General features: G+C 35.9%; 24 protein-coding genes. 9 read left to right on the forward strand and 15 right to left on the reverse strand.

The genetic code is table 11. The features are described from left to right. Positions 1-34 precede the first annotated feature (34 nt). From AC3WV0_RS06775 to AC3WV0_RS06790, 4 genes are all read left to right on the forward strand, one after another. Complete coding sequence (locus AC3WV0_RS06775; RefSeq protein WP_488845108.1) at positions 35-1,072, forward strand: AMP-binding protein; 1,038 nt, start codon at positions 35-37, stop codon at positions 1,070-1,072. Positions 1,073-1,076: 4 nt separating this feature from the next. After that, positions 1,077-1,469, forward strand: coding sequence for an alternative ribosome rescue aminoacyl-tRNA hydrolase ArfB (gene arfB / locus AC3WV0_RS06780; protein ID WP_488845110.1), 393 nt, complete (start codon positions 1,077-1,079; stop codon positions 1,467-1,469). Positions 1,470-1,563: 94 nt separating this feature from the next. After that, the gene (locus AC3WV0_RS06785; protein ID WP_488845112.1) at positions 1,564-2,208 is read left to right on the forward strand and encodes a hypothetical protein; all 645 of its coding nucleotides are present in this window, start codon (positions 1,564-1,566) and stop codon (positions 2,206-2,208) included. A 26-nt stretch (positions 2,209-2,234) separates the two neighbouring features. Then, the gene (locus AC3WV0_RS06790; protein ID WP_312903191.1) at positions 2,235-3,209 is read left to right on the forward strand and encodes a deoxyhypusine synthase family protein; all 975 of its coding nucleotides are present in this window, start codon (positions 2,235-2,237) and stop codon (positions 3,207-3,209) included. Positions 3,210-3,439: 230 nt separating this feature from the next. On the opposite strand, the gene AC3WV0_RS06795 is transcribed toward AC3WV0_RS06790, so the two are convergent. Further along, a complete protein-coding gene (locus AC3WV0_RS06795; RefSeq protein WP_488845114.1) occupies positions 3,440-3,586 on the reverse strand; it encodes a hypothetical protein in 147 nt (48 codons plus the stop codon). 244 nt (positions 3,587-3,830) lie between these two features. On the opposite strand from AC3WV0_RS06795, the gene AC3WV0_RS06800 reads away from it, so the two are divergent. Further along, a complete protein-coding gene (locus AC3WV0_RS06800) occupies positions 3,831-4,127 on the forward strand; it encodes an MGMT family protein (RefSeq protein ID WP_488845116.1) in 297 nt (98 codons plus the stop codon). A gap of 235 nt (positions 4,128-4,362) precedes the next feature. Here AC3WV0_RS06800 and htpG read toward each other — a convergent pair whose 3' ends face one another. The 4 genes from htpG to AC3WV0_RS06820 all read right to left on the reverse strand — a co-directional run bounded on the left by htpG (position 4,363) and on the right by AC3WV0_RS06820 (position 9,671). Beyond that, the gene (gene htpG, locus AC3WV0_RS06805; RefSeq protein WP_488845118.1) at positions 4,363-6,255 is read right to left on the reverse strand and encodes a molecular chaperone HtpG; all 1,893 of its coding nucleotides are present in this window, start codon (positions 6,253-6,255) and stop codon (positions 4,363-4,365) included. Between the two features lie 195 nt (positions 6,256-6,450). Beyond that, positions 6,451-7,452, reverse strand: a complete 1,002-nt coding sequence (gene recA / locus AC3WV0_RS06810; protein WP_488845120.1) for a recombinase RecA — start codon at positions 7,450-7,452, stop codon at positions 6,451-6,453. 192 nt (positions 7,453-7,644) lie between these two features. Continuing rightward, the gene (locus AC3WV0_RS06815; RefSeq protein ID WP_488845122.1) at positions 7,645-8,841 is read right to left on the reverse strand and encodes an oxygenase MpaB family protein; all 1,197 of its coding nucleotides are present in this window, start codon (positions 8,839-8,841) and stop codon (positions 7,645-7,647) included. Positions 8,842-8,894: 53 nt separating this feature from the next. Beyond that, on the reverse strand, positions 8,895-9,671 hold the full coding sequence (locus tag AC3WV0_RS06820) for a LuxR C-terminal-related transcriptional regulator (protein ID WP_488845124.1): 777 nt from the start codon (positions 9,669-9,671) through the stop codon (positions 8,895-8,897). Between the two features lie 129 nt (positions 9,672-9,800). Between AC3WV0_RS06820 and AC3WV0_RS06825 the strand changes: the two genes are divergently transcribed. Further along, the gene (locus AC3WV0_RS06825; protein ID WP_488845126.1) at positions 9,801-11,564 is read left to right on the forward strand and encodes a hypothetical protein; all 1,764 of its coding nucleotides are present in this window, start codon (positions 9,801-9,803) and stop codon (positions 11,562-11,564) included. A 176-nt stretch (positions 11,565-11,740) separates the two neighbouring features. On the opposite strand, the gene gap is transcribed toward AC3WV0_RS06825, so the two are convergent. The 6 genes from gap to AC3WV0_RS06855 form a co-directional block, all read right to left on the reverse strand. Next, positions 11,741-12,745, reverse strand: a complete 1,005-nt coding sequence (gene gap / locus AC3WV0_RS06830) for a type I glyceraldehyde-3-phosphate dehydrogenase (protein ID WP_312901672.1) — start codon at positions 12,743-12,745, stop codon at positions 11,741-11,743. Between the two features lie 29 nt (positions 12,746-12,774). Continuing rightward, entirely contained in the window at positions 12,775-13,761 is a 987-nt protein-coding gene (gene pfkA, locus AC3WV0_RS06835) for a 6-phosphofructokinase (RefSeq protein ID WP_488845128.1), read from the reverse strand. Positions 13,762-13,974: 213 nt separating this feature from the next. Then, complete coding sequence (locus AC3WV0_RS06840; RefSeq protein ID WP_488845130.1) at positions 13,975-14,733, reverse strand: TIGR03915 family putative DNA repair protein; 759 nt, start codon at positions 14,731-14,733, stop codon at positions 13,975-13,977. Between the two features lie 71 nt (positions 14,734-14,804). Further along, positions 14,805-15,098, reverse strand: coding sequence for a type II toxin-antitoxin system RelE/ParE family toxin (locus AC3WV0_RS06845; RefSeq protein ID WP_488845132.1), 294 nt, complete (start codon positions 15,096-15,098; stop codon positions 14,805-14,807). Beyond that, positions 15,098-15,319: a type II toxin-antitoxin system ParD family antitoxin gene (locus AC3WV0_RS06850; protein WP_488845134.1), complete on the reverse strand. Its 222-nt coding sequence runs from the start codon at positions 15,317-15,319 to the stop codon at positions 15,098-15,100. Before AC3WV0_RS06850 ends, AC3WV0_RS06845 begins: the two co-directional genes overlap by 1 nt. A gap of 53 nt (positions 15,320-15,372) precedes the next feature. Further along, on the reverse strand, positions 15,373-16,632 hold the full coding sequence (locus AC3WV0_RS06855) for a putative DNA modification/repair radical SAM protein (RefSeq protein ID WP_488845136.1): 1,260 nt from the start codon (positions 16,630-16,632) through the stop codon (positions 15,373-15,375). 146 nt (positions 16,633-16,778) lie between these two features. Here AC3WV0_RS06855 and AC3WV0_RS06860 point away from each other — a divergent pair, with 146 nt between their 5' ends. Together AC3WV0_RS06860 and AC3WV0_RS06865 are read left to right on the forward strand one after the other, a co-directional pair. Further along, entirely contained in the window at positions 16,779-18,107 is a 1,329-nt protein-coding gene (locus AC3WV0_RS06860; protein WP_488845138.1) for a hydroxymethylglutaryl-CoA reductase, degradative, read from the forward strand. A gap of 151 nt (positions 18,108-18,258) precedes the next feature. After that, the gene (locus AC3WV0_RS06865) at positions 18,259-18,645 is read left to right on the forward strand and encodes a DUF423 domain-containing protein (RefSeq protein WP_488845140.1); all 387 of its coding nucleotides are present in this window, start codon (positions 18,259-18,261) and stop codon (positions 18,643-18,645) included. A gap of 303 nt (positions 18,646-18,948) precedes the next feature. Here AC3WV0_RS06865 and AC3WV0_RS06870 read toward each other — a convergent pair whose 3' ends face one another. Genes AC3WV0_RS06870 through AC3WV0_RS06885 form a run of 4 tightly spaced genes read right to left on the reverse strand, consistent with a single transcriptional unit; the run spans position 18,949 to position 24,018 of the window. Beyond that, positions 18,949-20,355: a TolC family protein gene (locus AC3WV0_RS06870; protein WP_488845142.1), complete on the reverse strand. Its 1,407-nt coding sequence runs from the start codon at positions 20,353-20,355 to the stop codon at positions 18,949-18,951. Continuing rightward, the gene (locus AC3WV0_RS06875; RefSeq protein WP_488845144.1) at positions 20,336-21,652 is read right to left on the reverse strand and encodes an HlyD family secretion protein; all 1,317 of its coding nucleotides are present in this window, start codon (positions 21,650-21,652) and stop codon (positions 20,336-20,338) included. The genes AC3WV0_RS06870 and AC3WV0_RS06875 overlap by 20 nt, the downstream gene beginning before the upstream one ends. 4 nt (positions 21,653-21,656) lie before the next feature. After that, a complete protein-coding gene (locus AC3WV0_RS06880) occupies positions 21,657-23,330 on the reverse strand; it encodes a peptidase domain-containing ABC transporter (protein ID WP_488845146.1) in 1,674 nt (557 codons plus the stop codon). A gap of 7 nt (positions 23,331-23,337) precedes the next feature. Continuing rightward, positions 23,338-24,018: a TetR/AcrR family transcriptional regulator gene (locus tag AC3WV0_RS06885; protein ID WP_488845148.1), complete on the reverse strand. Its 681-nt coding sequence runs from the start codon at positions 24,016-24,018 to the stop codon at positions 23,338-23,340. A 275-nt stretch (positions 24,019-24,293) separates the two neighbouring features. On the opposite strand from AC3WV0_RS06885, the gene AC3WV0_RS06890 reads away from it, so the two are divergent. After that, entirely contained in the window at positions 24,294-25,253 is a 960-nt protein-coding gene (locus tag AC3WV0_RS06890) for a hypothetical protein (protein ID WP_488845150.1), read from the forward strand. The last annotated feature ends 68 nt before the right edge of the window (positions 25,254-25,321 follow it).

A 25,321-nucleotide genomic window follows, 5' to 3' on the forward strand; every position in this document is an offset into this window, starting at 1 on the left:
TTTAAATTTACATTGTCTTTTATTTACGATCATTATGCTGGTAGATTTCAAAAATCTCAATATTAATCAATTATCTTCTAAAACAGAGTTTGAAAACAAAATCAAAAGTTTTTTAATTGAATGGTTTTCCGAAAAGGAAACGGTACAAGTGCAGACTTCCGGTTCTACAGGCGCTCCAAAGGTTTTTAATATTGAAAAAAAGAAAATGATCGCTTCTGCTGAAATGACCTGTAATTTCTTAGAATTATTCGAAGGCAATACGGCTTTGATATGTCTTCCTATTGAATACATTTCGGGAAAAATGATGGTCGTACGGTCTATTGTTAGAAAACTGAAATTAATAATTACCGAACCCAATACAAAACCTTTACGTGATATTGATTGTAAGGTTGATTTTTGTGCGATGACCCCACTTCAGGTGGAAAATTCTTTAGATAAGCTGCACCTTGTGAATAACCTGATCATCGGGGGAGCAGCTGTTTCAGAAAGTTTAAAGAAGAAAATTTTTGATACATTAAGCTCAGAAAATTCCCAACGTATTTTTGAGACGTATGGAATGTCTGAAACATTATCTCATATTGCTTTAAAACAAATCTTTCCTGATCCGGAGGACTTTTTTACGACATTTGAAAATGTAGAAATTTCGACGGATGAACGAGGCTGCCTAAAGATTTTTGCCCCGCACCTGAATACCGAAGTTTTACAAACGAATGATTTAGTTGAAATTAAAAATGATAATCAGTTTAGATTCTTAGGAAGAATTGATAATGTGATCAATTCCGGAGGGGCAAAGATCTTTCCCGAACAGTTGGAAACTCTGGTAAAAAAGGTAATTCCGCGGGAGGTGATGTTTTTGGGATTAGTAGATGAAACGTTGGGCCAGAAATTGATATTGATTATCGAAGGAGAGAAATCTCAGGGAATCATCGATAAAATTGCAGAAATTCCTTTTGAAAAAAGTTTCCATAAACCAAAAGAGATTGTTTTTATTGAAAAAATTCCGCGAACCCCAAATGGAAAAGTCAACAGAATCGAACTGAAAAATATATTGCAGAACAATATTAACAATTAAATAAATGAAAGATTTTTCTAAAGAACTTATTTTTAAAACTTCCCGCAGCAGTGGAGCGGGAGGTCAGAACGTCAATAAGGTTGAAACTTCTGTAACGGTTCTGTGGAAAGTCGATGAGTCTGAATATTTTAATGATGGCCAGAAAAATTTAATTCAAACTAAATTAAAAAACAGAATCAATGCAGAAGGTTTTTTATTTCTAACAGTTTCCGAAAGCAGGACGCAGCTGATGAATAAAACAAAAGCCATCGAAAAAATCCTCGAAATTGTTGATAAAGCTTTAGTTATTCCTAAAAAACGTCTGGCAACAAAACCTTCCAAATCGCAGAAGCAGAAAAGGCTGGATACCAAAAAGAAATTATCGGAGAAAAAAGAGAACCGGAAATTTAAATATTAACCGGATTTTTAGTTTACTAGGTTAAATGTTAAATTTTAATTGTTTTACCTATGTTTCGCAGATTCGTGTTATTTTTGCGGAAATTTAAAACTTAATGATTAAAAAACTAATAACATTGGGATTATTCTCGATCGCCACAATGTCCTTTGCACAACAAAAATTTTCAATTATTCCATCCGTAGGGTATGCTTGGAGAACAGCTAAAACAATTTCTGGACTTTCCAGAGAAGAAGAAAATTATGTAAAAGGACTGAAAAGCGGAATGAATTTCGATATTTCTGCGTACTATCAAGTGAATAACATTTTATCTGTCGGATTAAAATATTCCAATTACAGCGCATCCAGCGATGGATATATTCTAGGATATGTGAATAATATGCCCGTTTCAGTTCCGGTAACAACGAAAGATCAGATCAACTTTTACGGACCTGCCTTGATGATTTCCAACTTTAATGAAGAAACCAGACACAAAATGTTCATTGATATGGGATTGGGTGTTATTTCTTATACTACTAAAACTGCAAATGTAAAAGGAACGGGATCAAATCTTGGTGCCGAGCTTAATTTTGCTTATCAATATCAAATCACGGAAAATATTTTAATCGGTCCGAAACTTGGGCTTACTGCTGGGACACTTAACAAAATGAAAATTAACGGCGTTACCTATGATTTTGATGATGATCAAAAAGAAGGTTTACACAGAGTTTCTTTAAGCGCAGCGGCTACATTCCGTTTTTAAGTTTTATCTTTGCAAAAAATAATTAAATGAGCAAACCGATTACTGAATTCATAGAAAAGTATTATCTGCACTTTAATGCAGCGGCATTGGTAGACGCTTCAAAAGGATATGTTGCGCATCTTAAGGATGGCGGAAAAATGATGATCACTTTGGCTGGAGCAATGTCTACGGCAGAGTTAGGGAAAATCCTTGCAGAAATGATCCGTCAGGACAAGGTGGATTTCATCTCTTGTACGGGAGCCAATCTTGAAGAAGACCTGATGAACCTTGTAGCGCATTCTCACTATGAAAGAGTGCCTCACTACAGAGATCTTACGCCACAGGAAGAGTGGGATCTCCTGGAAAGAGGACTTAACAGGGTGACCGATACATGCATTCCTGAAGAAGAAGCTTTCAGAAGACTGCAGAAACACATCTATGAAATCTGGAAAGATGCAGATAACAAAGGAGAAAGATATTTCCCTCATGAATATATGTACAAAATGATCCTTTCAGGAGTTCTTGAGCAGTATTACGAAATTCCAAGAGAAAATTCATGGATGATCGCTGCAGCCGAGAAAAACCTGCCGATTGTTGTTCCGGGATGGGAAGATTCTACGATGGGAAATATTTTTGCATCGTACTGTATCAAAGGAGATCTTAAATTCTCTACCATGAAATCAGGGATAGAGTATATGGCCTATCTTGCCGATTGGTACACCAAAAACTCATCAGGAAAAGGAGTAGGCTTTTTCCAGATTGGGGGAGGGATTGCCGGTGATTTCCCGATCTGTGTGGTGCCGATGTTGTATCAGGATATGGAAATGCATGACATTCCGTTTTGGTCGTATTTCTGCCAGATTTCAGACTCTACAACTTCTTATGGTTCCTATTCGGGAGCGGTGCCAAACGAGAAAATTACATGGGGTAAACTGGATATTACGACACCGAAATTTATCGTTGAAAGTGATGCAACCATCTGTGCACCATTGATGTTCTCATATATTTTAGAAAATTCTTAATGCCGGAAGACGAAAGTCAGAAGCTTAAAATATAGAACGTTCCAATTTTTGGGACGTTTTTTTATTGACTCAAAAAATCTGAGTAATATATTATTTGAGATAGAATGATAATGGCGTGCCCCTCGTCCAAAGCTGGGCAACCGCTCGGGTCGGGCTTCTCCGGGCTCCACTTCGTTCCGGTCTCAAAAGACTGCTCGCTGCGCTCGCACCCTCCATATCCCTCACGCATTTCAGTCCAGAGAATTAACCAGTACGAAATATCGGTATGCCAGAATTCCTTTTTGAAGCTTTGTCAGCTTATTGGGATCTTTATCACTCAATTTGGGAAGAACAGCTTTATTCACTTTGTTCAGCCAACGGAAAAATGATTTTTTCATAACGTAGATTTTGATAGTAATATTCAAAAATTATGCAACGATAAATTAATATGCAGTAAATAAAAATTGCCCGCATTTCTGCAGGCAACATTACACTTCATCACACTATTTACGAATTCCGTATGTATTTGGATTCTCTATTGATTGATTAAAATTACATAATAAAAAGAGATTTTATCTTGATCTATGATAAGTAAATCGTAATAATTTAATTTCATAAATTTGGTTTTCAACAATTCATAGCATGAATGAAATTTTTAAACAGCAAGTCTGGGAAATTACGAAATTAGTTCCCAAAGGAAGAGTGACGAGCTACGGAGCAATTGCTAAAGCAGTGGGATTTCCTAACCACTCTCGCCATGTCGGTAAAGCTATGGGGGGCTGTCCTCTGGATGTTCCCGCCCATCGTGTTATTTCAAGCTCCGGAACTTTGTCGGTTCCCGAATTTCAGAAAAGGCTGGAAGCAGAAGGAATTGTAGTTGAAAACTTCAGAATTAAAGATTTTAAAAAATTGTTTTGGGATCCGTTGCTGGAATTATGATTACGAAAATCAGAAATTACTTTTTCAGCTCATGGAGCCACGAAGTGGCGACCTATATCAGGGTTGGATGCTAATCCGACCATACAAAGGATTATTGCCAATCCAATCCGTTAAAAACATTGATTGGGTAAATTCAACCATTCTATAAAAGTTTCGGCGAAGCCAAAGGCTTCGCCGAAACTTTTGTTTTTCCGGGCGACGAAGTCGCCCGGAAAAACAAATTATCATAAACAGATTATTTTTCCAATTGCTTATAACTTCGCTGAATAAAATCCGTCAGTTCTTTTCCTTTCAGTAAATTCTGGGAAAGTTTGGCCAGATCAAGAGCATATTGAATTAATCCTGCCTTTTGTTCCTCATTTTCTGTCTTAAGAATCTGGCCTGCAAATTCACTGTTGGAATTTACCACCAGGTTATACATTTCAGGAAAGCCTCCCATGCCAAACATTCCGCCTCCGCCGGTTGCCTGCATGTCTTTCATTCTTCTCATAAATTCAGGTTGCGTGATCGTGAATGGCGCATCCGTACTGTCGAGATCTTCAAGCTGAACAGTGAATTTTTTATCTTTGATCGATTCTTCAACATATTTCTTTAATGATTCTTTTTCAGTTTCATTTAATTTAGAAATAACAGGCTCATCTTTTTTAATTAAATTATTGATGTGATCAGCGTCAACTCTCGCGAATGAAATCTTGTCTTTTGAAGTTTCCAGTTTCTGAATTACATGAGGAATAATCGGTGAGTCTAAAAGAAGAACTTCATATCCCTTATCCTTTGCTGCCTGAATATAGCTGTGCTGTTCATCTGCATTAGAAGCGTAAAGAACGATAAGATTACCGTCTTTATCAGTTTGATTCGGTTTGATTTTTTCTTCCAGTTCACTCCAAAGGAAATATTTTCCGTCAGTTGTAGGGTAAAGGGTAAATTTATCAGACTTTTCAGCAAACTTTTCTTCGGTAATGATTCCATATTCAATCACCACTTTGATATCGTTCCATTTTTTCTCATAATCTTCACGGTTTTCATTGATGAGTGAAGCCATCTTGTCAGCTACTTTTTTCGTAATGTACGAAGAGATTTTCTTCACAGCACCATCAGCCTGTAGATAAGAACGCGAAACATTCAACGGGATATCCGGAGAATCGATAACCCCACGAAGAAGCATTAAGAAATCCGGAACAATACCTTTTACCTCATCGGTCACGAAAACCTGATTCTGGTAAAGCTGAATTTTATCTTTTTCAATATTTAAATTGTTGCTTAATTTAGGGAAGAATAAAATTCCGGTTAGGTTGAACGGGTAATCAACATTTAAGTGAATATTGAATAAGGGCTCTTCAAACTGCATAGGATACAATTCATGATAGAATTTCATGTAATCCTCATTGGTCAGTTCACTTGGAGCGATTGTCCAGGCCGGAGTAGGATTGTTGATGATATTATCAACTTCTTCCGTTTCCGCAACAGCATCTTCTGGAGCGTCTTCCGGTAAAGGTAACGTATGGGTTTTTGTCCCGAATTTAATAGGAACAGGCATGAATTTATTATATTTCAGTAACAATTCACGGATCTTGCTTTCTTCTAAGAACTCTGTAGAATCTTCAGCAATATGAAGAATAATTTCTGTACCTCTCTCGGTTTTGTCAGCTGTCTCTTCTAAAGTAAATTCCGGACTGCCATCACAAATCCATCGTACTGCTGGTTCATCTTTGTAGGATTTGGTAATAATTTCAACTTTCTCCGCAACCATGAACGCTGAATAAAATCCAAGTCCAAAATGCCCGATAATTCCGGCATCTTTTGCAGTGTCCTTGTATTTTTCCAAAAATTCCTCAGCTCCTGAAAAAGCAACCTGATTGATGTATTTCTCAACCTCTTCACCCGTCATCCCGATTCCCTGATCGATAATGTGAAGTGTTTTATTTTCTTTATCAATCTTAACCTCAATTTTTGGGTTTCCGTATTCAACTTTTGCTTCACCGATGCTAGTCAGGTGCTTAAGTTTTAAAGTGGCATCTGTTGCGTTGGAAATTAATTCTCTTAAGAATATTTCGTGGTCACTGTAAAGAAACTTTTTAATAAGCGGAAAAATATTTTCCACAGATACATTAATATTTCCTTTAGTCATAATATTTAGTTTTGATTTTTCTTTTCTTTCTCAAAAAAAATACCGTTTGACAGATAGTGACATTTTGGCATTAAAGTAAAAGTATAAAATGAAAAGTTAAAGTTTGAAAAGTATAATTTAATTTCAGGTTTACGATGTTGATAATAAAAAAGACAGCCTTTTCAGACTGTCTTCAATATTTTAAAACTAAAAAACTTATTTATTTTTCAGTTCTTCTTTGATCTTATTTTCAAGTTCTTCCGCAAGTTCAGGATTGTCTTTCAATACATCCTTCACAGCATCACGGCCTTGTCCAAGTTTTGTATCTTCATAGCTGAACCAAGATCCGCTTTTCTTTACAATCCCTTGTTCTACAGCCTGATCAAGAATCTCTCCCGTTTTAGAAACACCCTCACCATACATAATATCAAATTCTGCCTGTTTGAAAGGAGGGGCTACTTTATTTTTAACGATCTTCACTTTAACGCGGCTTCCGATCGCTTCGTCACCTTGTTTAATCGGTGCGCTAGCTTTTCTGATATCTACTCTCACGGAGGCATAGAATTTCAGGGCATTACCACCGGTTGTTGTTTCCGGATTTCCGAACATTACCCCGATTTTTTCTCTCAGCTGGTTGATGAAAATTACCGTACATTTTGTTCTTGAGATCGTGGCTGTTAATTTTCTCAATGCTTGAGACATCAATCTTGCATGAAGGCCCATTTTAGAATCTCCCATCTCTCCTTCAATTTCAGCCTTTGGCGTAAGAGCAGCTACGGAGTCAATGACTACAATATCAATTGCTCCCGAGCGGATCAGGTTATCAGCAATTTCCAAAGCCTGTTCCCCGTTGTCCGGTTGCGAAATGATTAGGTTTTCCAGATCAATTCCAAGCTTTGCGGCATAGGTTCTGTCGAAGGCGTGTTCTGCATCAATAAATGCAGCAATTCCGCCTGCTTTCTGAGCTTCTGCAATGGCATGAAGGGTTAATGTTGTTTTACCGGAGGATTCAGGACCATAGATTTCAATGATTCTTCCTCTCGGATAGCCACCCACTCCTAGAGCGATGTCTAATCCTAATGAACCGGAAGGAATTACTTCAATCGTATTATCCACAGAACTGTCGCCCAATGTCATTACAGTTCCTTTTCCGTATGTTTTATCTAGTTTGTCAAGCACCAACGCAAGTGCTTTTTTCTTGTCTTCTATATTACTCATCTGTTGTTTAAATAATTTATCAAAAATACGAAAAATTACAGTGAAAAACTAATATTGCCTACCATTAAAAACTGTTTTTATAGTTAAAAAATTATAAAATTTCAATAATGATATTTTGCCGTTAGAAATTATATTAATCACTGTTCTTATTTATCTTTTAAAAATGGATTGTAAAGATTATCAGATATTTACCTAGTGAAAATTTGAGTTTTTAGTAATGCTTAAATAGTCTGTGAGCACTTTCATCTGGTCTTTGTTTCCTTTCCTTATTCTTTGATTGCGGCTCACCATTTTATCATAGATTTTATTGATCATTCTTTTGGTAACAGGAAATACTTTTTTATTGCTGACCTCAGGGATCTGGAGTCTTTTACAAACATCTTCATCCAGTAAAAACCATGTACAGCAGATGTGTAAATAGCGGAGATTTCTTCTTTGGAATTTATATTTTAAAATAGGATTTTCAAGTGATTCGTTCAGTAAAGAATGGGCTAAAAGTACAGAATCTTTATCCGCTGGTGGTTGAACGGAAGTCCACAGGTAGAAAAATTCGGTAGCCTGTTTTTTGTTTTCAGGTAAAAGGTTTTCCGGAATGCCCAAAAGGTATCCTACATATTTCCAAAGATGAAAAAGGCCTTGCTCTTCTTGTACAGAATAAGTATTGCCTAGCTTATGAAGGCTATGCAGAAAAACCAGGCTAAATCCTATATACGTAGCCATCATGTCCCATGAATTAATAGGTTCGCCCCAATTTTCCGTATCCCAGTCTCTATAATGTTTTTTTATCGAAAGTCTTGCATAAGAATGGATCATTCTTGTTTTAATCGCAAACTCATAACCTTTATGATGAATTTCTAATGCATTATACCTTGTTACATTGACCCAAAAGTCAAGCGTTTCCGAAAGTCTCTTTACGGCGCCCTTTTTTAAGGCTTCAGTTACAATAAGAGGCTTGTTGAGGTAAGCAAAATCATAGCCTCCGATCAGGCAATAATCCCGTAGTGATATCAAGGAATCCAGATTGGCTCTCATACAGAGTTCGGCACCACTTTTTAGCAGATCATTATTGAGCCACTCGGGTATGGTTTCTGTCTGGGAAAACATTTGGTTGATACTTTCCGGATATTTTTCATTTTCCGGAATGCCATTTCGAATATATTTCTCAATCTCTCTGGATGCATCCCGAAAATTTTGGGTAAAGTAAATATCTTTTACCACCATATCTCCGATTTCATCGACATGATAAAAATAGGGAGAGAATTTGTCGAAATTTTTAAAACTTACTTCTGCCCCGGAAAATTCAATCAGTTTCTTACCGTTTCCTTTTGTCCAAAAGTCTTTGAAATGCGGAGCGTCTTTAAAGCGTGGCTGTACAATTGTCCTTTCCATTGAAATAAATTTACAATTTTTGAGCCGAAGGAAGAGAATGAGATGTGTCAGATTTATAAATATCCCCACTCAAATGTCTTTTTTATAAGTTCAGAACTATTCTTACAATCCGATTTTCTTAAAATATTTTTTCGGTGAGTACGTACAGTTTCTTCTGAAATATTTAGGGCATCAGCAATTCTTCCCGCTGAATAGCCTTTCGCAATATAACTGATAATTTCTACTTCTCTATTGGTGAAAATTACCCGTACGGTTCGTGCTTTTTTCTCACTTTTCAGCCAATGCATTTGATGAAAATCTTCCCGCTCATTGATTCCAGAAACTAATACTGTAAAAGAATTTTGGCAAGTTATATGCTCAATATTGGTGTGAATATTAACAGCTTGCAAAAGCCTGCCTTTTTCATCCTTATAGGTGTGCAAAGCCTGATGATGAAATAGTTCATAATTTCCATCTGAAGTTCTCATCCTGAAGCAATAACTTGTTTTTAGTTCCTGCTGGTAATCAAATCCGTTAATTTCTTTCATTTTTTCAATCGACATTCTTTCAGCATCCATTACGAATTCCAAATCATCGGGGTGTATTAGATCTATAATTTCTTTCAGATGAGTGGGATATTTTTTAAGACCATGAAGTTTCAAAATATTTTCATGGTGATTGAAAATAGTACTGTCTGCGAAGTTGATGATGTAGTAATAAAATTTACCCGGAGCAAAAATTTCGCCTATCACTTTTTCAATTGATGGTGTAGGCAGTACTCTGTTATCATTCTGTAGAATTTCAGGATAGTCATTCCATATTTTTATAAGAGGATGTAACCTCCTTAGCATTGGTAAGATGTTTTTTCTCCATGGTTAATGTTTTGTTAAAAATAATAAAAAAAATGTTAAAAAAATCACCCTTTTGTGGTATTTCGTTTAAAGGCAGAGTAATGTAGCTTTAAATAAAAAATAATAACCATGAAAACAAAAATTGTATTGCTATTTCTGGTCGGATTTGCCGGAGTTGTTTTTGGACAAGAGGTCAATGATACGCAAAAAGAAATTGATTCCTTAAAAGAACAATATAATAAGTCCAAAACAACAATATATATACTAGAAAAAGAGTTTGAAATATTAAAAGAAGAGCTTACTGCGACTGTTTCAGATGATTTAAATATCAAAATAAAAAATAAACAAGAGAAAATTCAAAAAGAAAAAAAATCATTTAAAAATACTTATCAACTTGTGGAAAGTTATAAAAATGTTTTGGAAAATATCAAAAAAGAATCCAAAGATAATGTGGGATTTCTATTTGCTTTCTTAAAAGAAGAAGACAAAAGTTGTTTTCCTGAAGCCGTAAATTCTGCAAAAATGGAAACTAAAACTTATCTCTATTTTGGTGAAAATAAAATAATAGACCAAGACTTATTTGCTAATAAAAAAAGTACGGAAACCGAGTTGCTAAAGAGTTTACTTATGAATGTGGGTAAAGAAAGTTACTTAGGAGACATTACTATTCCTAAAGCTGGACAAAAGTTTCTTTTCTATAATAAAAATAGCGGTAGAATCAATATTTGCTCAAAAAGTTATAGCTTTCAAAAATTGCAAGTGGAAATTAAAGATGGTTATTTTAGTGATGTTGTAGTTTATGTGACTGATGATTCAGGAGATGTACACGTTTTTACAAATCAAGTAGGATTGAGCATTTTATTTTATTCTCAATATGGAAGCAGAAGATTTATGTATTATTTATATTCTGTAAGAAAAGAAGATTTTACGAATGAAAATTTAGCCAATAGATATACTGACGTGGTAATGGAAAAGTTGTATATAAAAGTTTCTGATGTTATGGGATATAGTTATAAAATAGGTAATCATTATATTCCACAAGACTTGGCTATAGAACTTCCGCAGGACGATGTCGAAGGTAAAAAAACGAATGTTAAAAGCGGGGCAACTTATCAAATAAAGCAAGATACTTATTTAGAAAAGATAGTTGAACTCAGGGCATATACAGATTTTCTTGCATTATTTGGAAAATCTCAAAATGGTTTAGCTCAAATTGAAGGTAAGGCAAAATTTTATTTATTTCCATATCCTTTCAGATTTTTTGGAAGTAAAAGAGTTTTGGGACAGTTAGAAGTTATTCCCAGTATTTCTCCTTTTGTTAATTACTCTAAGTTTGATGACAAATCGAAATATGTGAATATTAACACGATAACTGATTATCGTTTTGAATTAGTTGAAAAACGGTTTCTTACAATGGGACTTCATTTAGAAGCTTTAAAATGGCAGCACAAAAATTCACCGATTAGTATTTCTTTATATGGGATTGTAGATTATAATCTTACACAAGCTAATCTTGGAACTGAAGAACGACCAGATGAAATTACAATTAAAGCATTGAAATACGGAGGAGGTATTCATTTAAATGTGAGGAGGTTCAATAATTTTGGATTTAGTTACAAATATGAATATTCGGGTTTCAATTATCTAGATTTTAATGGTGAAGCTAAATTAGAAGATGAGAATAGGAAATCTAAACTGCCCAGTTGGATTCCTGTAGCAAAACATGAAGCAGAAATATTTTATCATCCTAACGGAAACCCGAATCAAGCTATTTTCACGAGACTTATAACATACAACGATGCAGGCAAAAGTAATAATCAAGCTTTTTATCAGTTCCAATTTGGTTATAAGTTTTCTATAGGGAGCAGAACTGTAAAGCAGATTTCAGAATAAGACAAATTAATTAGGAAAATTATACTCGCATCTTATATATTCATGAAGCCAGCCATTAAAGTTATAAGCTTTGAAGAAGAATTGTAAAAAGATTTATTGATAAATTTTACCAAAAATATAAAACCTTCCCAATCGGGAAGGTTTTATATAACTTATTGCTGATTGCTCATTACTTATTATAAAGAAGCCGCGTGGATCAACATATCTACCAATTTGTTAGAATAACCCATTTCATTGTCATACCAGGAAACAAGTTTTACAAAGTTTGGAGAAAGCATGATACCTGCATCTTTATCGAAGATTGAAGTTCTCTTATCTCCTACGAAATCCTGAGAAACTACCGCATCTTCAGTGTATCCTAAAATACCTTTTAATTCACCTTCAGAAGCAGCTTTGATAGCAGCACAGATCTCATCGTAAGAAGTCGCTTTTTCTAATCTTACTGTTAAATCCACTACAGAAACATCAACAGTCGGTACTCTGAAAGACATCCCTGTTAATTTTCCATTTAATGAAGGAATTACTTTTCCTACCGCTTTTGCAGCACCTGTAGAAGAAGGGATAATGTTATTCAAAGCAGCTCTACCACCTCTCCAGTCTTTCATTGAAGGACCGTCAACTGTTTTTTGAGTTGCCGTTGTAGCGTGTACTGTAGTCATCAAACCTTCTACGATTCCAAAGTTATCGTGAATTACTTTAGCCAAAGGAGCTAAACAGTTTGTTGTACAAGAAGCGTTTGATAAAATTTTGATATCGTCAGTAAGTTCAGTGTGGTTTACACCCATTACGAACATTGGCGTATCATCTTTAGAGGGTGCGGAAAGGATTACCTTTTTAGCCCCTGCATTGATGTGCTTTGCAGCATTTTCTTTATCTAAAAATAAACCTGTAGATTCAACGATGTAATCAGCACCGATTTCGTTCCACTTCAAGTTGTTCGGGTCTCTCTCTGCAGTTACTCTGATTCTTTTTCCGTTTACCACAAGGTCATTTCCTTCTACAGAAACTTCACCCGGGAAAATACCGTGTACAGAATCGTATTTTAACATGTAAGCCATGTATTCTGCGTTGATCAGGTCATTGATTCCTACTACTTCGATGTTATCTCTTTCAGTCATTGCTCTGAAAACAAGACGTCCAATTCTACCAAACCCGTTGATACCTACTTTAATTGTTGACATAATAGTTTGTTTTAAATTATATTAAAATATTAGATTGCTAAAATTTCTGAAATCAAAAGAAGATCTTTATTGATTTCATTATGTTTTTTAATGGCTTCTTCGATCGGTGTATATACCAGATCATTAGAACGCATTCCGGCCATTACATTGTTCTGTCCCTCCATCAGTCCGGTTACGGCTCCATAACCCAGTCTGCTGGCCAACACTCTGTCTGCGCAGCTTGGTGAGCCTCCTCTCTGCATATGTCCTAAAATTGCAACACGAATGTCATAATCCGGAAATTCCTGCTTGGTTTTTTCAGCTAATTCATAAACGTTGGCTAATTTTTCACCTTCTGCTACTACCACAATGCTTGAAGCTTTTCCTGTCTTTTCGGCATTTCTGAAATTGTTGAAAAGTTCATCAATACTGTCCTTTCTTTCAGGGATTAAAATATCCAAGGCGCCAGTCGCCAGTCCGCTGTTTAAAGCGATAAAACCTGCATCACGGCCCATTACTTCCACAAAGAAAACTCTGTTATGGGAAGTAGCTGTATCACGGATTTTATCAATAGCTTCCATAGCAGTGTTTAATGCGGTATCATAGCCGATCGTATTATCAGTTCCGAAAATATCATTGTCGATAGTTCCCGGTATTCCGATAACTCTGATTCCGAATTCTTCATTAAAGATCTTGGCACCTGTAAAAGTTCCGTCTCCGCCGATACAAACCAATCCGTCAATACCAAGCCTTACACAATTGTCATACGCTTTCTGACGTCCTTCTTTGGTTCTGAATTCCATGGATCTGGCAGATTTAAGAATAGTTCCGCCCTGGTTGATTATATTTTTTACGGAACGGGGACCCATTTTAAGGAAATCTCCGTTTATAAGGCCGTTGTATCCTTCTCTTACTCCGTAGCATTCGATATTATAATAATTTGCGGTTCTTACCACCGCCCTTAATGCTGCATTCATACCCGGAGAATCTCCTCCTGAAGTAAGAACTGCAATTTTTTTTACAGCACTCTCTTTCATCTAGTAAAAAATTTCGAACACAAATTTACAAAAACAAGTTCAGATAATAACAGTAACTTAATAAGAGTTTTGAATATAAGTGATTAAAAATGTCTAAAATTTATAAGGTTGAAAAATTAATCTGCTCCTCACATGTTAAAAATGTCAATATGTAAATTTGTTATTAAACTGTTGAAAAATTTAAATTAACAATTTAATCTCTCAATTGGCTGATTACCATTTTTCCGTTAAATATTTCCAGTATCTTTTCGGGACATGCTGAATGTGCAGTTTTAAATTTTTTCTTTCAACAATATTGGTTTTAGTAAAATACCGTTGCCAGAGGGTCTGGTAATTTTTTTCCTGATCATGGAATTTCTCCTCATATTTTTTCAGGTCAATTTTTTCGTCAGGATAAAAGAAATCACAGCTTTCCAGGTCATATAGCAGCCCATAATTTCTTCGTAAGTCGTAGATCATCCATTTCTGATCCTGGTATCGGTCTTTAAAATGTTTACGGATCAACGGAAGCACATTGAAATCAGGATCAATTTTAGCAAAGAAAACATCATCCTGCATTTTTTCAAAACGCACAAAAGCGGTCATTCTGTGTCTTTCACGGCTTACGGATTTATTGATTTTTGAAATTTTTAAAATATCCGGATCGGCATAATTATGGAGAATATTTTCATCACCATATTTTACGGATTGCTTTACAGCAGACAAAATAAGTTGCTCCGCTTCCGGATCTTCGGATAAATATACCTTCAGCAGTTCGTGAATTCCCGGTTTTCCTATATTTTTTTCGAGCTTATTTAAAACTCTTTCTGCTTTATCATTTTGTGTGATAACTTCATGAATATCAGCGAAAATATTTTCCTGATGAAATTTTTCCCTGCTCACAATCTCCACATCTTTATAGCGATATTCAAAAACCTCGAATATTGCTGTCAAAAGTCCGTCGAAACTGCCGTCGTAGAGTAGGGTTGTCATTTTTAATGTAACAATCTAATAATTTAACAATGTAACAATTTGAAAATGCATATGTAATCTGAAAACAAGGTTTAAAAATAATTCGGGAGATCTCTGCTTCTATGCAGTAGTCTTACAATACGAATATATTTATCCAAAATTCTGTAGAAAATAATATGATTATCCTTCGAAAAACTATATAAACATTCTTTTATTTCATTTCGTGTTTTGCCTGATTCCGGATGTGCAACTAAAATTTGAAAAACTTCTTCGATCTCTAAAAGATATTTTTCAGCCTGATCAAAACCAAAATGATTTAATGTATAATCAAAAATATCTTCCAAATCTTTATCCGCTGCTTCGGATAAGATGTAATTTTCAGGCATTATTTTTTCTTCTTAGATTCAATAATATCCTTTACTGATCGGGAACTGTTGTTATTCCAGCCTTTTTCAATTTCAGCTTTCAACTCTTCAATGATTCGATGACGATAGACCTCATGGAGTCGTAATGCATCCCGCACGACTTCACTTGCATTTTGAAAATCTCCTGATTTTATTTGCTCTGCAATATAGTCTTCCTGTTTTTTTGTAAAACTGACATTCATTATTATTTCTTTTTACTAAAATTAATAAATTGAGAATTGAATTCATCGAAGCCTTAAAACAAAGTCAGCTGCTGCGAAAACTGATTGTGAAACTTAGAAGAACTTCCACCGATCAGTAATCTCCTGAAATTTTTGTCTGTTAAATATTTCAGATAAGCATTTCCGGCATTAAAATCTATAAAATAACGCGCACGGTTAACAGCTGCTCCCAGTTTGCTGAGATGATCCATCGTCAAAACCTGGAAACGTCTGGCGCTGACAATTTTTTTTGCGGTTTTCACCCCGATTCCGGGAATTCTTAAAATCATCTGATAATCGGCGGTCTGCAGATTTACCGGAAACTGATCAAGGTGTCTGAGAGCCCAGCTCATTTTTGGATCGACTTCAAGATCTAGAAACGGCATATTCGGATCAAGGATTTCTTCCGCTCTAAAACCATAAAATCTCATCAGCCAATCCGATTGGTAAAGGCGGTTTTCCCGCAGCATCGGTACTTCCGTTGTTAAAGAAGGCAAGCGTTTGTCTTCCAATACCGGAACGTATCCCGAATAATATACCCTTTTAAGATTGAAATTTTTATAGAAATGATCGGCTACTTTAATGATCTGAAGGTCATTTTCATTGGTCGCTCCCACAATCATTTGGGTCGATTGCCCCGCAGGAGCAAATTTCGGAACTTTTCTGAAAATTTTCTTTTCATCTTTATACTGGGCGATTCCGTTTTGAATATACTTCATCGGGTTCAGCATATCCTGACGGTTTTTTTCGGGGGCAAGAAGTTTTAATCCGCTTTCCGTAGGGATTTCAAGATTTATGGATAGTCGGTCTGCGTACAATGCTGCTTCCTGCATCAGCTCATCACTGGCACCAGGAATCGATTTTAAATGAATATAGCCGTTAAAATTTTCCTCAAGCCGGAGTTTTTTTGCCACACGAACCAATCGTTCCATTGTCGTATCCGCATTTTTGAAAATTCCGGAGCTTAAAAACAATCCTTCAATGTAATTTCTGCGGTAAAAATTGATTGTTAAGTCAACCACTTCTTCCACTGTGAAAGCAGCTCTTTTAATATCATTCGAACTTCGGGAAACGCAGTAAGCGCAGTCGTAAATACAATGGTTGGTTAAAAGAATTTTGAGAAGCGAAACGCATCGTCCGTCTTCTGTATAAGTATGGCAGATCCCGCTTGCAGAACTGTCTCCCAAAGCACCTTTCTTGTTCTTTCTTGTACCTCCGCTTGATGAGCAGGAAACATCGTATTTGGCTGCATCCGCAAGGATTTCGAGCTTTTCTTTCAGACGGTCAAAATTCATTCTTTTAATTGATAATCTTAAGGTTAGATAAGATTGATTCTTCAAAGTTAGCTCCAAAATTGATAAATGTCAATCTTTTTTGATCGAAGTTATCAACAACAGAAAGTTACAAAATCACTATATTTACGCTTCATTAAAGTTATACTATGAATCATCAACCGGTTGAAGGTTTTTCTAAACTTTCAAAGCAGCGAAAAATCGATTGGCTAATCTCAGAATACCTTAGTAACGACCGCAGTTACGAACAAATTTTACACCAATACTGGAATAATAATGCCGAACTGCAGAAGCTCCACGAAGAATTTTCTGAAAATACCATTTCCAACTTTTACATGCCTTACGGAATTGCTCCCAACTTCATGATTGACGGAAAATTATTGGCTTTACCGATGGCTGTTGAAGAAAGCTCCGTGGTTGCAGCAGCTTCTAAGGCTGCTAAATTCTGGATCGATAAAGGAGGTTTTAAAACCACGATCATCAATACCGAAAAACTCGGGCACACCCACTTTATATTTAACGTTGAATCCCACAAATTATTGCATTTTTTCAACTTCAGCCTTAAGAAAAAGCTTCTTGAAGCGACGGAGGATATCACCTCTAATATGAGAAAAAGAGGCGGGGGAATTTTAGATATTAAATTAATTGATAAAACCTCCGAAATGCCGAATTACTACCAACTGAAGGCCAGCTTTGATACGGTAGATTCTATGGGAGCGAATTTTATTAATTCATGTCTGGAACAGTTCGGCAAAACATTAAGACAGGAAGTCGCTGAAAGTACTGACTTTACACAGGAAGAAAAGGATTCTCTGCAGATCGTTATGAACATCCTTTCTAATTTTACACCCGATTGTATCGTGAGAGCTGAGGTTTCGTGTAAAATCGAAGAACTCAATGATGACAGCGGAATTTCCAACGAAGAATTTGCCAGGAAATTCAAGCAGGCTGTAACGATTGCAGAAATTGAACCGTTCCGTGCCACTACCCATAATAAAGGAATTATGAATGGAGTAGATGCTGTAGTCATTGCTACCGGAAACGATTTCAGAGCAACAGAAGCCTGTGCTCATGCGTATGCCGCAAGAAACGGGAAGTATTCTTCTCTTACTCATTGTACTACGGATAACGGAATTTTCAGATTCTGGATCGACCTTCCGATTTCTGTAGGAGTTGTGGGCGGTCTTACCAATCTGCATCCTTTGGTTAAATTTTCTCTTGCTTTATTGGGAAAACCTTCTGCCCAGGAATTAATGAGTATTTTAGCTGTTTCCGGACTGGCTCAGAATTTCGGAGCGCTTCGTTCTTTAATAACCACCGGAATTCAGAAAGGTCACATGAAAATGCATTTGCTGAATATTTTAAATCAAATGGGTGCGACGGAAGAAGAGAAGCAGTATTTCGTGACGTACTTTAAAGATAAGACGGTAAGTCATCACGAGGTGATCAGTGAGTTTAACAGGCTAAGAGCACAATAATGTTTGGAATTATTGTATCTGCATTTATGCTGGCTTTCGGAATTTTTCTGAAACTGACAAAAAATCCAGGTTTTGTCCGGAATAAAAAGTTTGCATGGATTTTTATAGGAATAGGACTGGTATCATTAATATTCAAGATTTTAAATTATAAATGAAAACGATTACCTTAGTTTTTGGAGCCGTTTACGGAATGTTATCCGTGATTCTGGGTGCTTTCGGAGCGCACGCTTTAAAGAAAATTTTGTCTGTAGAAAGGCTGGAAAGCTTTGAAACAGGCGTTCGATATCAAATGTATGCTGCATTTTTTCTTTTAATTGCAGGTTGCATTTTAAAATTTGAAACCAAAACTGAAAACTGGATTTCCTGGTTGATGATTTTCGGGACAATGCTGTTTTCTTTCAGTATTTATGGTTTGAGCATGCAGGATTATTTCGGTCTAAATCTGAAATTTCTCGGACCGATCACTCCGCTTGGAGGATTATTGATGATTCTGAGCTGGACGTTACTGATTTTCTATTTCGTGAAGATGAAGGGTTAAAAATAAAGAACCTTCAGTTTGGGATAAAATTTAATTAATCGCAAGGCTAAACAAGGGATTTAATTCTTCATTTTTCAGATATGTAAGTTAAACGAATGCGTAAAACTTATCAAAGAGATGCAAAACTTTGTATTTCTTTACTAAACGAAGTGCATTTGTTTTCTTAAATAATTCCCAAAAAGTGAAATTTCTCTGTGTTCCTTTGCAGCAAATTGATAAACATAATTAATCAAAAACTTAGAAATTATTTTATCCTAAGCTTAGATTAAAAAAGGAATTCTGCAGCCAGGATTCCTTTTTATATTACCTCAAAAAATTTTCATTCAGCCATTTCAGCTTGTTGTAGCTTTTTAAGAATTTGACTTTCAGTTCAATATTTTTTTCTTTAGCATCCAACAATTTATTTTCCCTGGAATTGATAAGAAATAATGAACTTTCCCCATTGCTGAATCTCGTTTCTTCCGCATTCAGAAGCTTCTGATAATTATTCAGATTCTTTGTAGAAATATCAATTTGAGTGAAATAATTATTCACTTCATTTTTATACGTTTCAATTTTTGTGCTTAGTTCACGGATTTTAAGCTGAGAATCCTGCTGGTTTTGAGAAATTTTCAGCTTGGCAATCTCATAATTTGCCCTTGCCTGTCTCAGGAAAATCGGAATCTCCAGTTTCAGTCCGTACTGGAAATTGTTGTCAAACAAAGGAAGAAAATCGGCACGGTAATTTTCCTTATTGAAAAAATTATAGGTGAAGTCCAGTTTCGGAAGAAAACTTTGCCATTTCAGTCTTTTTTCACTGTCAAGAATATTCTGTTTCTGAAAATAGTATTCCAGTGAAGCGTGATTCTGGAGCTGTTTCGATTCTAAATTCTGCACCAGAAATTGATAGTCGGCATATCCGGAATGCTCATCGAGACCGGAAGACGGAAAAATTAGTTTTGAAATTTCATAAAACTCCTGATTCTCTTTCCAAAGATACATCTGAAGTTCCTGCGTACTTTTTACAAAATTAAGATAAGCATCTCTTTCCTGAAGCTCAAAACTTTGCAGTTGTGAAGCGGCTTCCACCGTATCGATTGCCGGTCTTTCACCAAATTCATATGTTTTTTTGGTAAGGTTAAGCCTTTTTCTGTTGATTTCTACAGCCGACTTCTGCAGCTTATAAATCTCATAACTTTTCACCCAATCCCAATACGTATTTTCGGCGTCCAGAAGAAGTTCGTTGGTGAGAACGGTTTGTTCGGCTTCTGTCATTTTCAATCCGAATTTTGCCTGGTCGAGCATTGCTCGTCTGTTATCATACAAAAGATTTTTTGCCAGAGGAATCGTGATTCCGAACTGGTATAAACCTCCTCTCGTTTCGCTGCTGTTCAGTTTTTCTCCATCCAGATAATTATAGCTTCCGGTAATATCAATTCCATACCAGGTCGGAATTCCGAGCTCTATATTTCTCTGTTCGTAATATTTAGTTCCGTCAATATTCTTTTCTCCAATTTTTCCTGCAATTACGGGATCGAAATTTCCCCTTGCTTTAGCAATTTCTGCATTGGCAATTTTATTCTGAAGATGATATTTAAAAGCCAGCGGATGGTAATTTTTTACAATATTCAGAAATTCCTGATGGGAGAGTTTCAGGGAATCCTGTGCAAAAGAAAACTGAACGCACAACAGAATGAGAAGCGCTGAAAATTTATTTTTTAGACTTTTCATCTTTTGCGGATTTTTCGGTTTTTACTTCATAATAATCAGGTGGGAAACCGTTGATGTTTCGCCACAGTTCGTACCAGATCGGAACGTCATTCAGAATCGCAATTCCCTGAACTCCGGTTCCCATTTTGATCTTAGGAGGCCATTGTTTTTCATTTTTATCCTGAATTACCAAAGCTTTGAACATTCCGTTTGCGCTGATGTTATTTTCTATCGCAATTACTTTTCCTGCAAAAGTTCCGTAGCTGGAATTTGGCCATCCCGAGAAGACAATCGCCGGAAAACCATCGAAAATACACATGACACGCTGTCCTTCTTTTACCAAAGGCAAATCAACGGGTTTGATGTAAATTTCCACAGCATAATCTACTTTTTCAGGAACAATGATTCCGATGCTTTCGCCGTCTTTAAGGATTTCCCCGATTCCGGCTTTGTTGATCTGCACAACCTGTCCGTCCTGAGAAGCGATCACAAAATATAAACCCTGTCTTGCTTTGTAATTGGCAACCTGATTTTCAAGTTTGGCAATATCACCATCGCTTCCTTCGATTTGTCCCATACTTTGGAAACGATCACCTTCAGTTTTGCTCAGCTTTTCATTATAATCCTGGATTGTAGCGTTTTGTTCGATGCTTACATTCACGATTTCCTGTCGGGTTTGCGCCAGTTTATTTTCAGTTGCAGTTTTTTTGGCTAAAGCATTCTGATAAGAAACACTTCTCTGCTGAAACTGGGTAAGCGAAACCAAACCTTCATCATACATTTTCTTCTGTCTTTCGTACTGATCTGATGTCATTCTCAGCTCGTTTTTTGCTGCTTCCAGTTCGGCTTCTTCTCCTGCCAGTTTATTATTGAGCTGACTGATTTTTACTTTAAGCTGATTCAGTTTTAAATCTCTTGCGGAATTCAAAGCCTGAATCTGGCTGTTGGTGGTTCCTACTTTGGCTTCGTAATAATCTCTCACGCCTTTTTTAGCTTCTACCTGCATTTCAGTTCTTTTTAACAAAAGCGGATCCAGGTAATCTTCTTTCACTTCGGAAAGCTGAAGCAAAGTATCGCCTTTTTTTACATAATCACCGTTTTTCACATACCATTTGATGATTCTTCCGGGTATCGGAGAATTGAGCTGTTGCGGACGCTGTTCCTGATAAAGCGTACTCACATTTCCCATTACCTTAATATTCTGTGTCCACGGCAAAAATAGAGTGATAATTCCGCCAATCAGGATGAAAAGAAACCATCTTTTAACCCTTGATTTTCTATGGATGTGATATATTTTATTGACTGACTTCAGTTCCATCTTTTTAGTTTTTGTTAAATAATTTTTTCACATTTCCGTTTTCTACCTGAAGATGCTGATCGGCTTTCAGAATAAGATTATTGTCTTCCGAAACAATGATGATGGTGGTTTTAGCTTTTAGTTTTAAAAGATAGTCCATCATTTTTGCTTTAAATTCATTATTCATTCCGTCCAGCGGATCTTCGAGGATCAATAGTCTTCTTTTGCCCATCAAAGCTCTCAGGAGAAGAATTTTCTTTTTGGAGCTGAACGAAATTTCCGTATCGGTTTCGCTTACATTGGTAAAGAAACCGTTGCTGAACTGGCTGGAAAAATCTTCGATTCCTATTTCTTCGGCAGTTTCAAGGATTTGTTCTGCTGAAGTTTCATTTTGTCCCAGAACAATATTTTCGTACACCGTTCCTTTAATGATCGTCATATCTTCCAGGTACATTCCGATTTGGTTTCTTAGGGAAATTTTATCAATATTTTTGAGTGGAATTTTATCAAAAAGAATACTTCCCGAAGCAGGTTCGTAAAACCCTGTTATCATATTAAGCAGCAATGATTTCCCTGAACCGAGCTGTCCTGAAATTACGGTTAATGTATTTTCAGGAATTTTAATATTGACATTTTCTAAGATATTGTAATGATCATTGAACGCAAAGCTTACTTCTTTAAATTCTATTTCAAAACCTTCCTGATGACGGTCGAAATTGATAGCGCCCATATTTTCTTCCGGCAGATCGGTTACTTTATGAAGTTTTGCCAGTGATGCGATTACATCATAATAACTTTCAAGACTGATGATAAGTTTTTCGACAGCCGCCATAATACTCAGGACAACGATTTCTGTTGCAATAAAAGCTCCGATGTTCAGCTGCTGATTCACTAAAAGGTAAGTCCCGATCACCAACATCACCAAAGTGATGATTACTTTGAAGGCAATAATCGTTTTATACTGGAAAACCAAAACACGGAAATGTGAAGTTCTGTCATCCAGATATTTTACCACTCTTTCATCGGTTCCGGAAAGATGAGCTTCTGTTTTGGAATTCAACTTAAATGTTTTAATTGATGCTGCAATATCTTCAATCCAGGATGCTACTTCATACTTTTTGTCGCTTTCTTCGATACTGGATTTGATCCCGCTTTCCATCGTAAATCTGAAAATAATGACCACGCAGATCACGACCAGAGCTCCAAACACCAGAAACCATGGATGGTAAAACGAAAGAAGCAGAATTCCGAAGAGAATCTGGATCAAAGCAGTCGGAATTTCCAGCAATATTTTGGAAATACCTTTCTGTAAATTCTGAGTATCAAAAAAACGGTTGACCAGTTCCGGAAGATAATATTTTCTTGTTTCTGAAAGATTTACTTTCGGAAGTTTTTCGGTAAAGGCAAGGGAAAACTCAACAAAAATCTTCTGCTGTATTTTTTCGATAATCTGCATTACTTTCAATCTGAAATATCCTACCAGCCACGTTCCGAGTACTACGAAAGCAATAAGGATATAGATGGAAGTTGCCATTGTTGCGCCCATTACAAAACTTACGATTGACTGTATTCCCAGAGGAACACTCAGCTGCACAAGGCCATTTAAGATAGCATAGAAATAGATATTGGTAACATCCTTCTTTTCTTTAGTAATGTATTTGAAAAGATTGTAGCCATGTTGTTTGGGAGTAGTTTTCATTTGTGTCTTATTGTTTTATAAGGTTGAAGGTAATGAAACGCAGATAATCCAAAACGTATTTTTTGTGTTCTGTTTTATCAATATGGTTGTCGGTAAGCTTCGGGAGGTGCTCGCTGAAGAACTGCTGATCGTGAGATGTTTCCAGTAAGGTGCTTGCAAAGGATTTGGGATAAGGGAAGTCAGGTTTTGCCTGGGAAATAATTTCTCCAAAAAAATTACAGAGACTTTTTAAGGGGCTGAAAACCATTTCTTTATTGATTTCATCTACTTCTTTCACAAGATAGGACTTACTGCTTTCAGCAATGACAATGCTGTGAAGTTTAATGAGATCATAATCCTCAATTTTATTGTCCGCCTCATCATTATGGGTGATGATTTTGAGAATTTTTTCCACTTTTTCAAGAGGATGTTTTATTTCCTGTAGTTTGAGCTGGGAAATAAATTCGATGTACGACCAATACCAGTTAAGGATATAAGTAAGAAGCTTGTGTTTGGAAGAAAAATATCTATATACCGTTGCTTCCGTTGAGTTAATTTTGTTTGCTAATTTTTTAAATGTAAAATTTTCAAAACCGGTTTCATAAATCAATTCAATTGAGTTCCTTACAATTGCTCTTCCGATCTCGCTGTTTTCAGGATCTTTAAGGTAGAGATGTTCGTTGACTTTAAATTTTACTTGAAATTCCATATGTGTTACAATCACTATGTTTTTCAATAGCAAAACCTATACCATGTAATATTTTATTATTACAAATGATAGTAATACTATCTTTAATAGAATTATTATATAGAAATTGTTTAGTATCCCTTACCGACTTAAGCGGTTATTTCCACTAAAAATCCCATTCATCGGTTCTCAGTCTGGAAAGCTGTCTGAAAACAGGCTTTATAAAATTTAATATTAACATTTTTTGATTATTATAAAAATAAGTACATCTTTGATGCTTAATAAAAATTAATCCCATGAGTTACAAAACGTACAATGTTATTGTGAAAATTAATCAGGAATCTGAAAAAGAAAAGTTAAAAAACCTTCTGAATGAAAGTTTTAAGTTTTATAATATCAGGGAATTTTATACGCCTTTTAAAGGCATTGTATGCCAGGCCAATGATCATTTTAAGCATTACTCATTTGAAAAATTTCCGGATAATTTTTTCGCAGATCAAGAAGCAGTGGAAGACTATTATTCTGAATCTGAAAATCATGCTATTGAGTTTTCAAACAAATATGGAAATTTAGATATAGCTTATATAGAAGTCGAATGCTTTGGTGGCAGATGTACGTCAAACGGTTTTGTGATGAGTAATGGCGTGAAAACTTCGGATGAAGATGTTTTTCATTCCGCTCATATGAAATTGCTTCATGCGATTGATCCTCAATATGATTCCTGGCATTTTTATCCTTTCACCAGAAATTTTTTTACGGATAAAGGCGGAATTAACGGAGAGATTCTCAATTTCACTTTTCTGGCTCTGTTGATGGCGTTCAGTATGGAGGTGGAAAATAAACCTGATTATGAATTCAATGCGGCAGAAAACGAAATGCAGATTCTTTATAAAGACAAATTTGAACTTTATCTCATGAATCTGGGGAGGGAGCGAGTAAAAGTATTAGGAAGATTATTTGATAACAGTGCAGAAACAATTCACGAAGTAAAACAGCTTCTGAGCGAAGCTCTGTATGGATTGGAATATTATGTTGAAATAGATAATTTTGAAAATGGGCAGAAAGATTCGGTTTCAAGTATTTCTAAAGAAAAATTTCAAAGCGTTGCACGGGTAAGCTACAGAGCGCAGACTTTTAATGAAAGAAAAATCGACTTTTCTCCCGAAGTGGAAAGCAAAGTGGAAAGCACAGGAAATGCAGCTGTAAAAAAAGAAAGTTTTTTTGGCAAGCTCTTTAAAAATATTTTCGGAAAATGATTACCGAATTATAACTGTTTTGTGGTATTAGACATTGGCTGGGCGTATAATTTTAATTGTCATTTTTA

The organism is Chryseobacterium sp. 27AL (genome assembly GCF_057815395.1).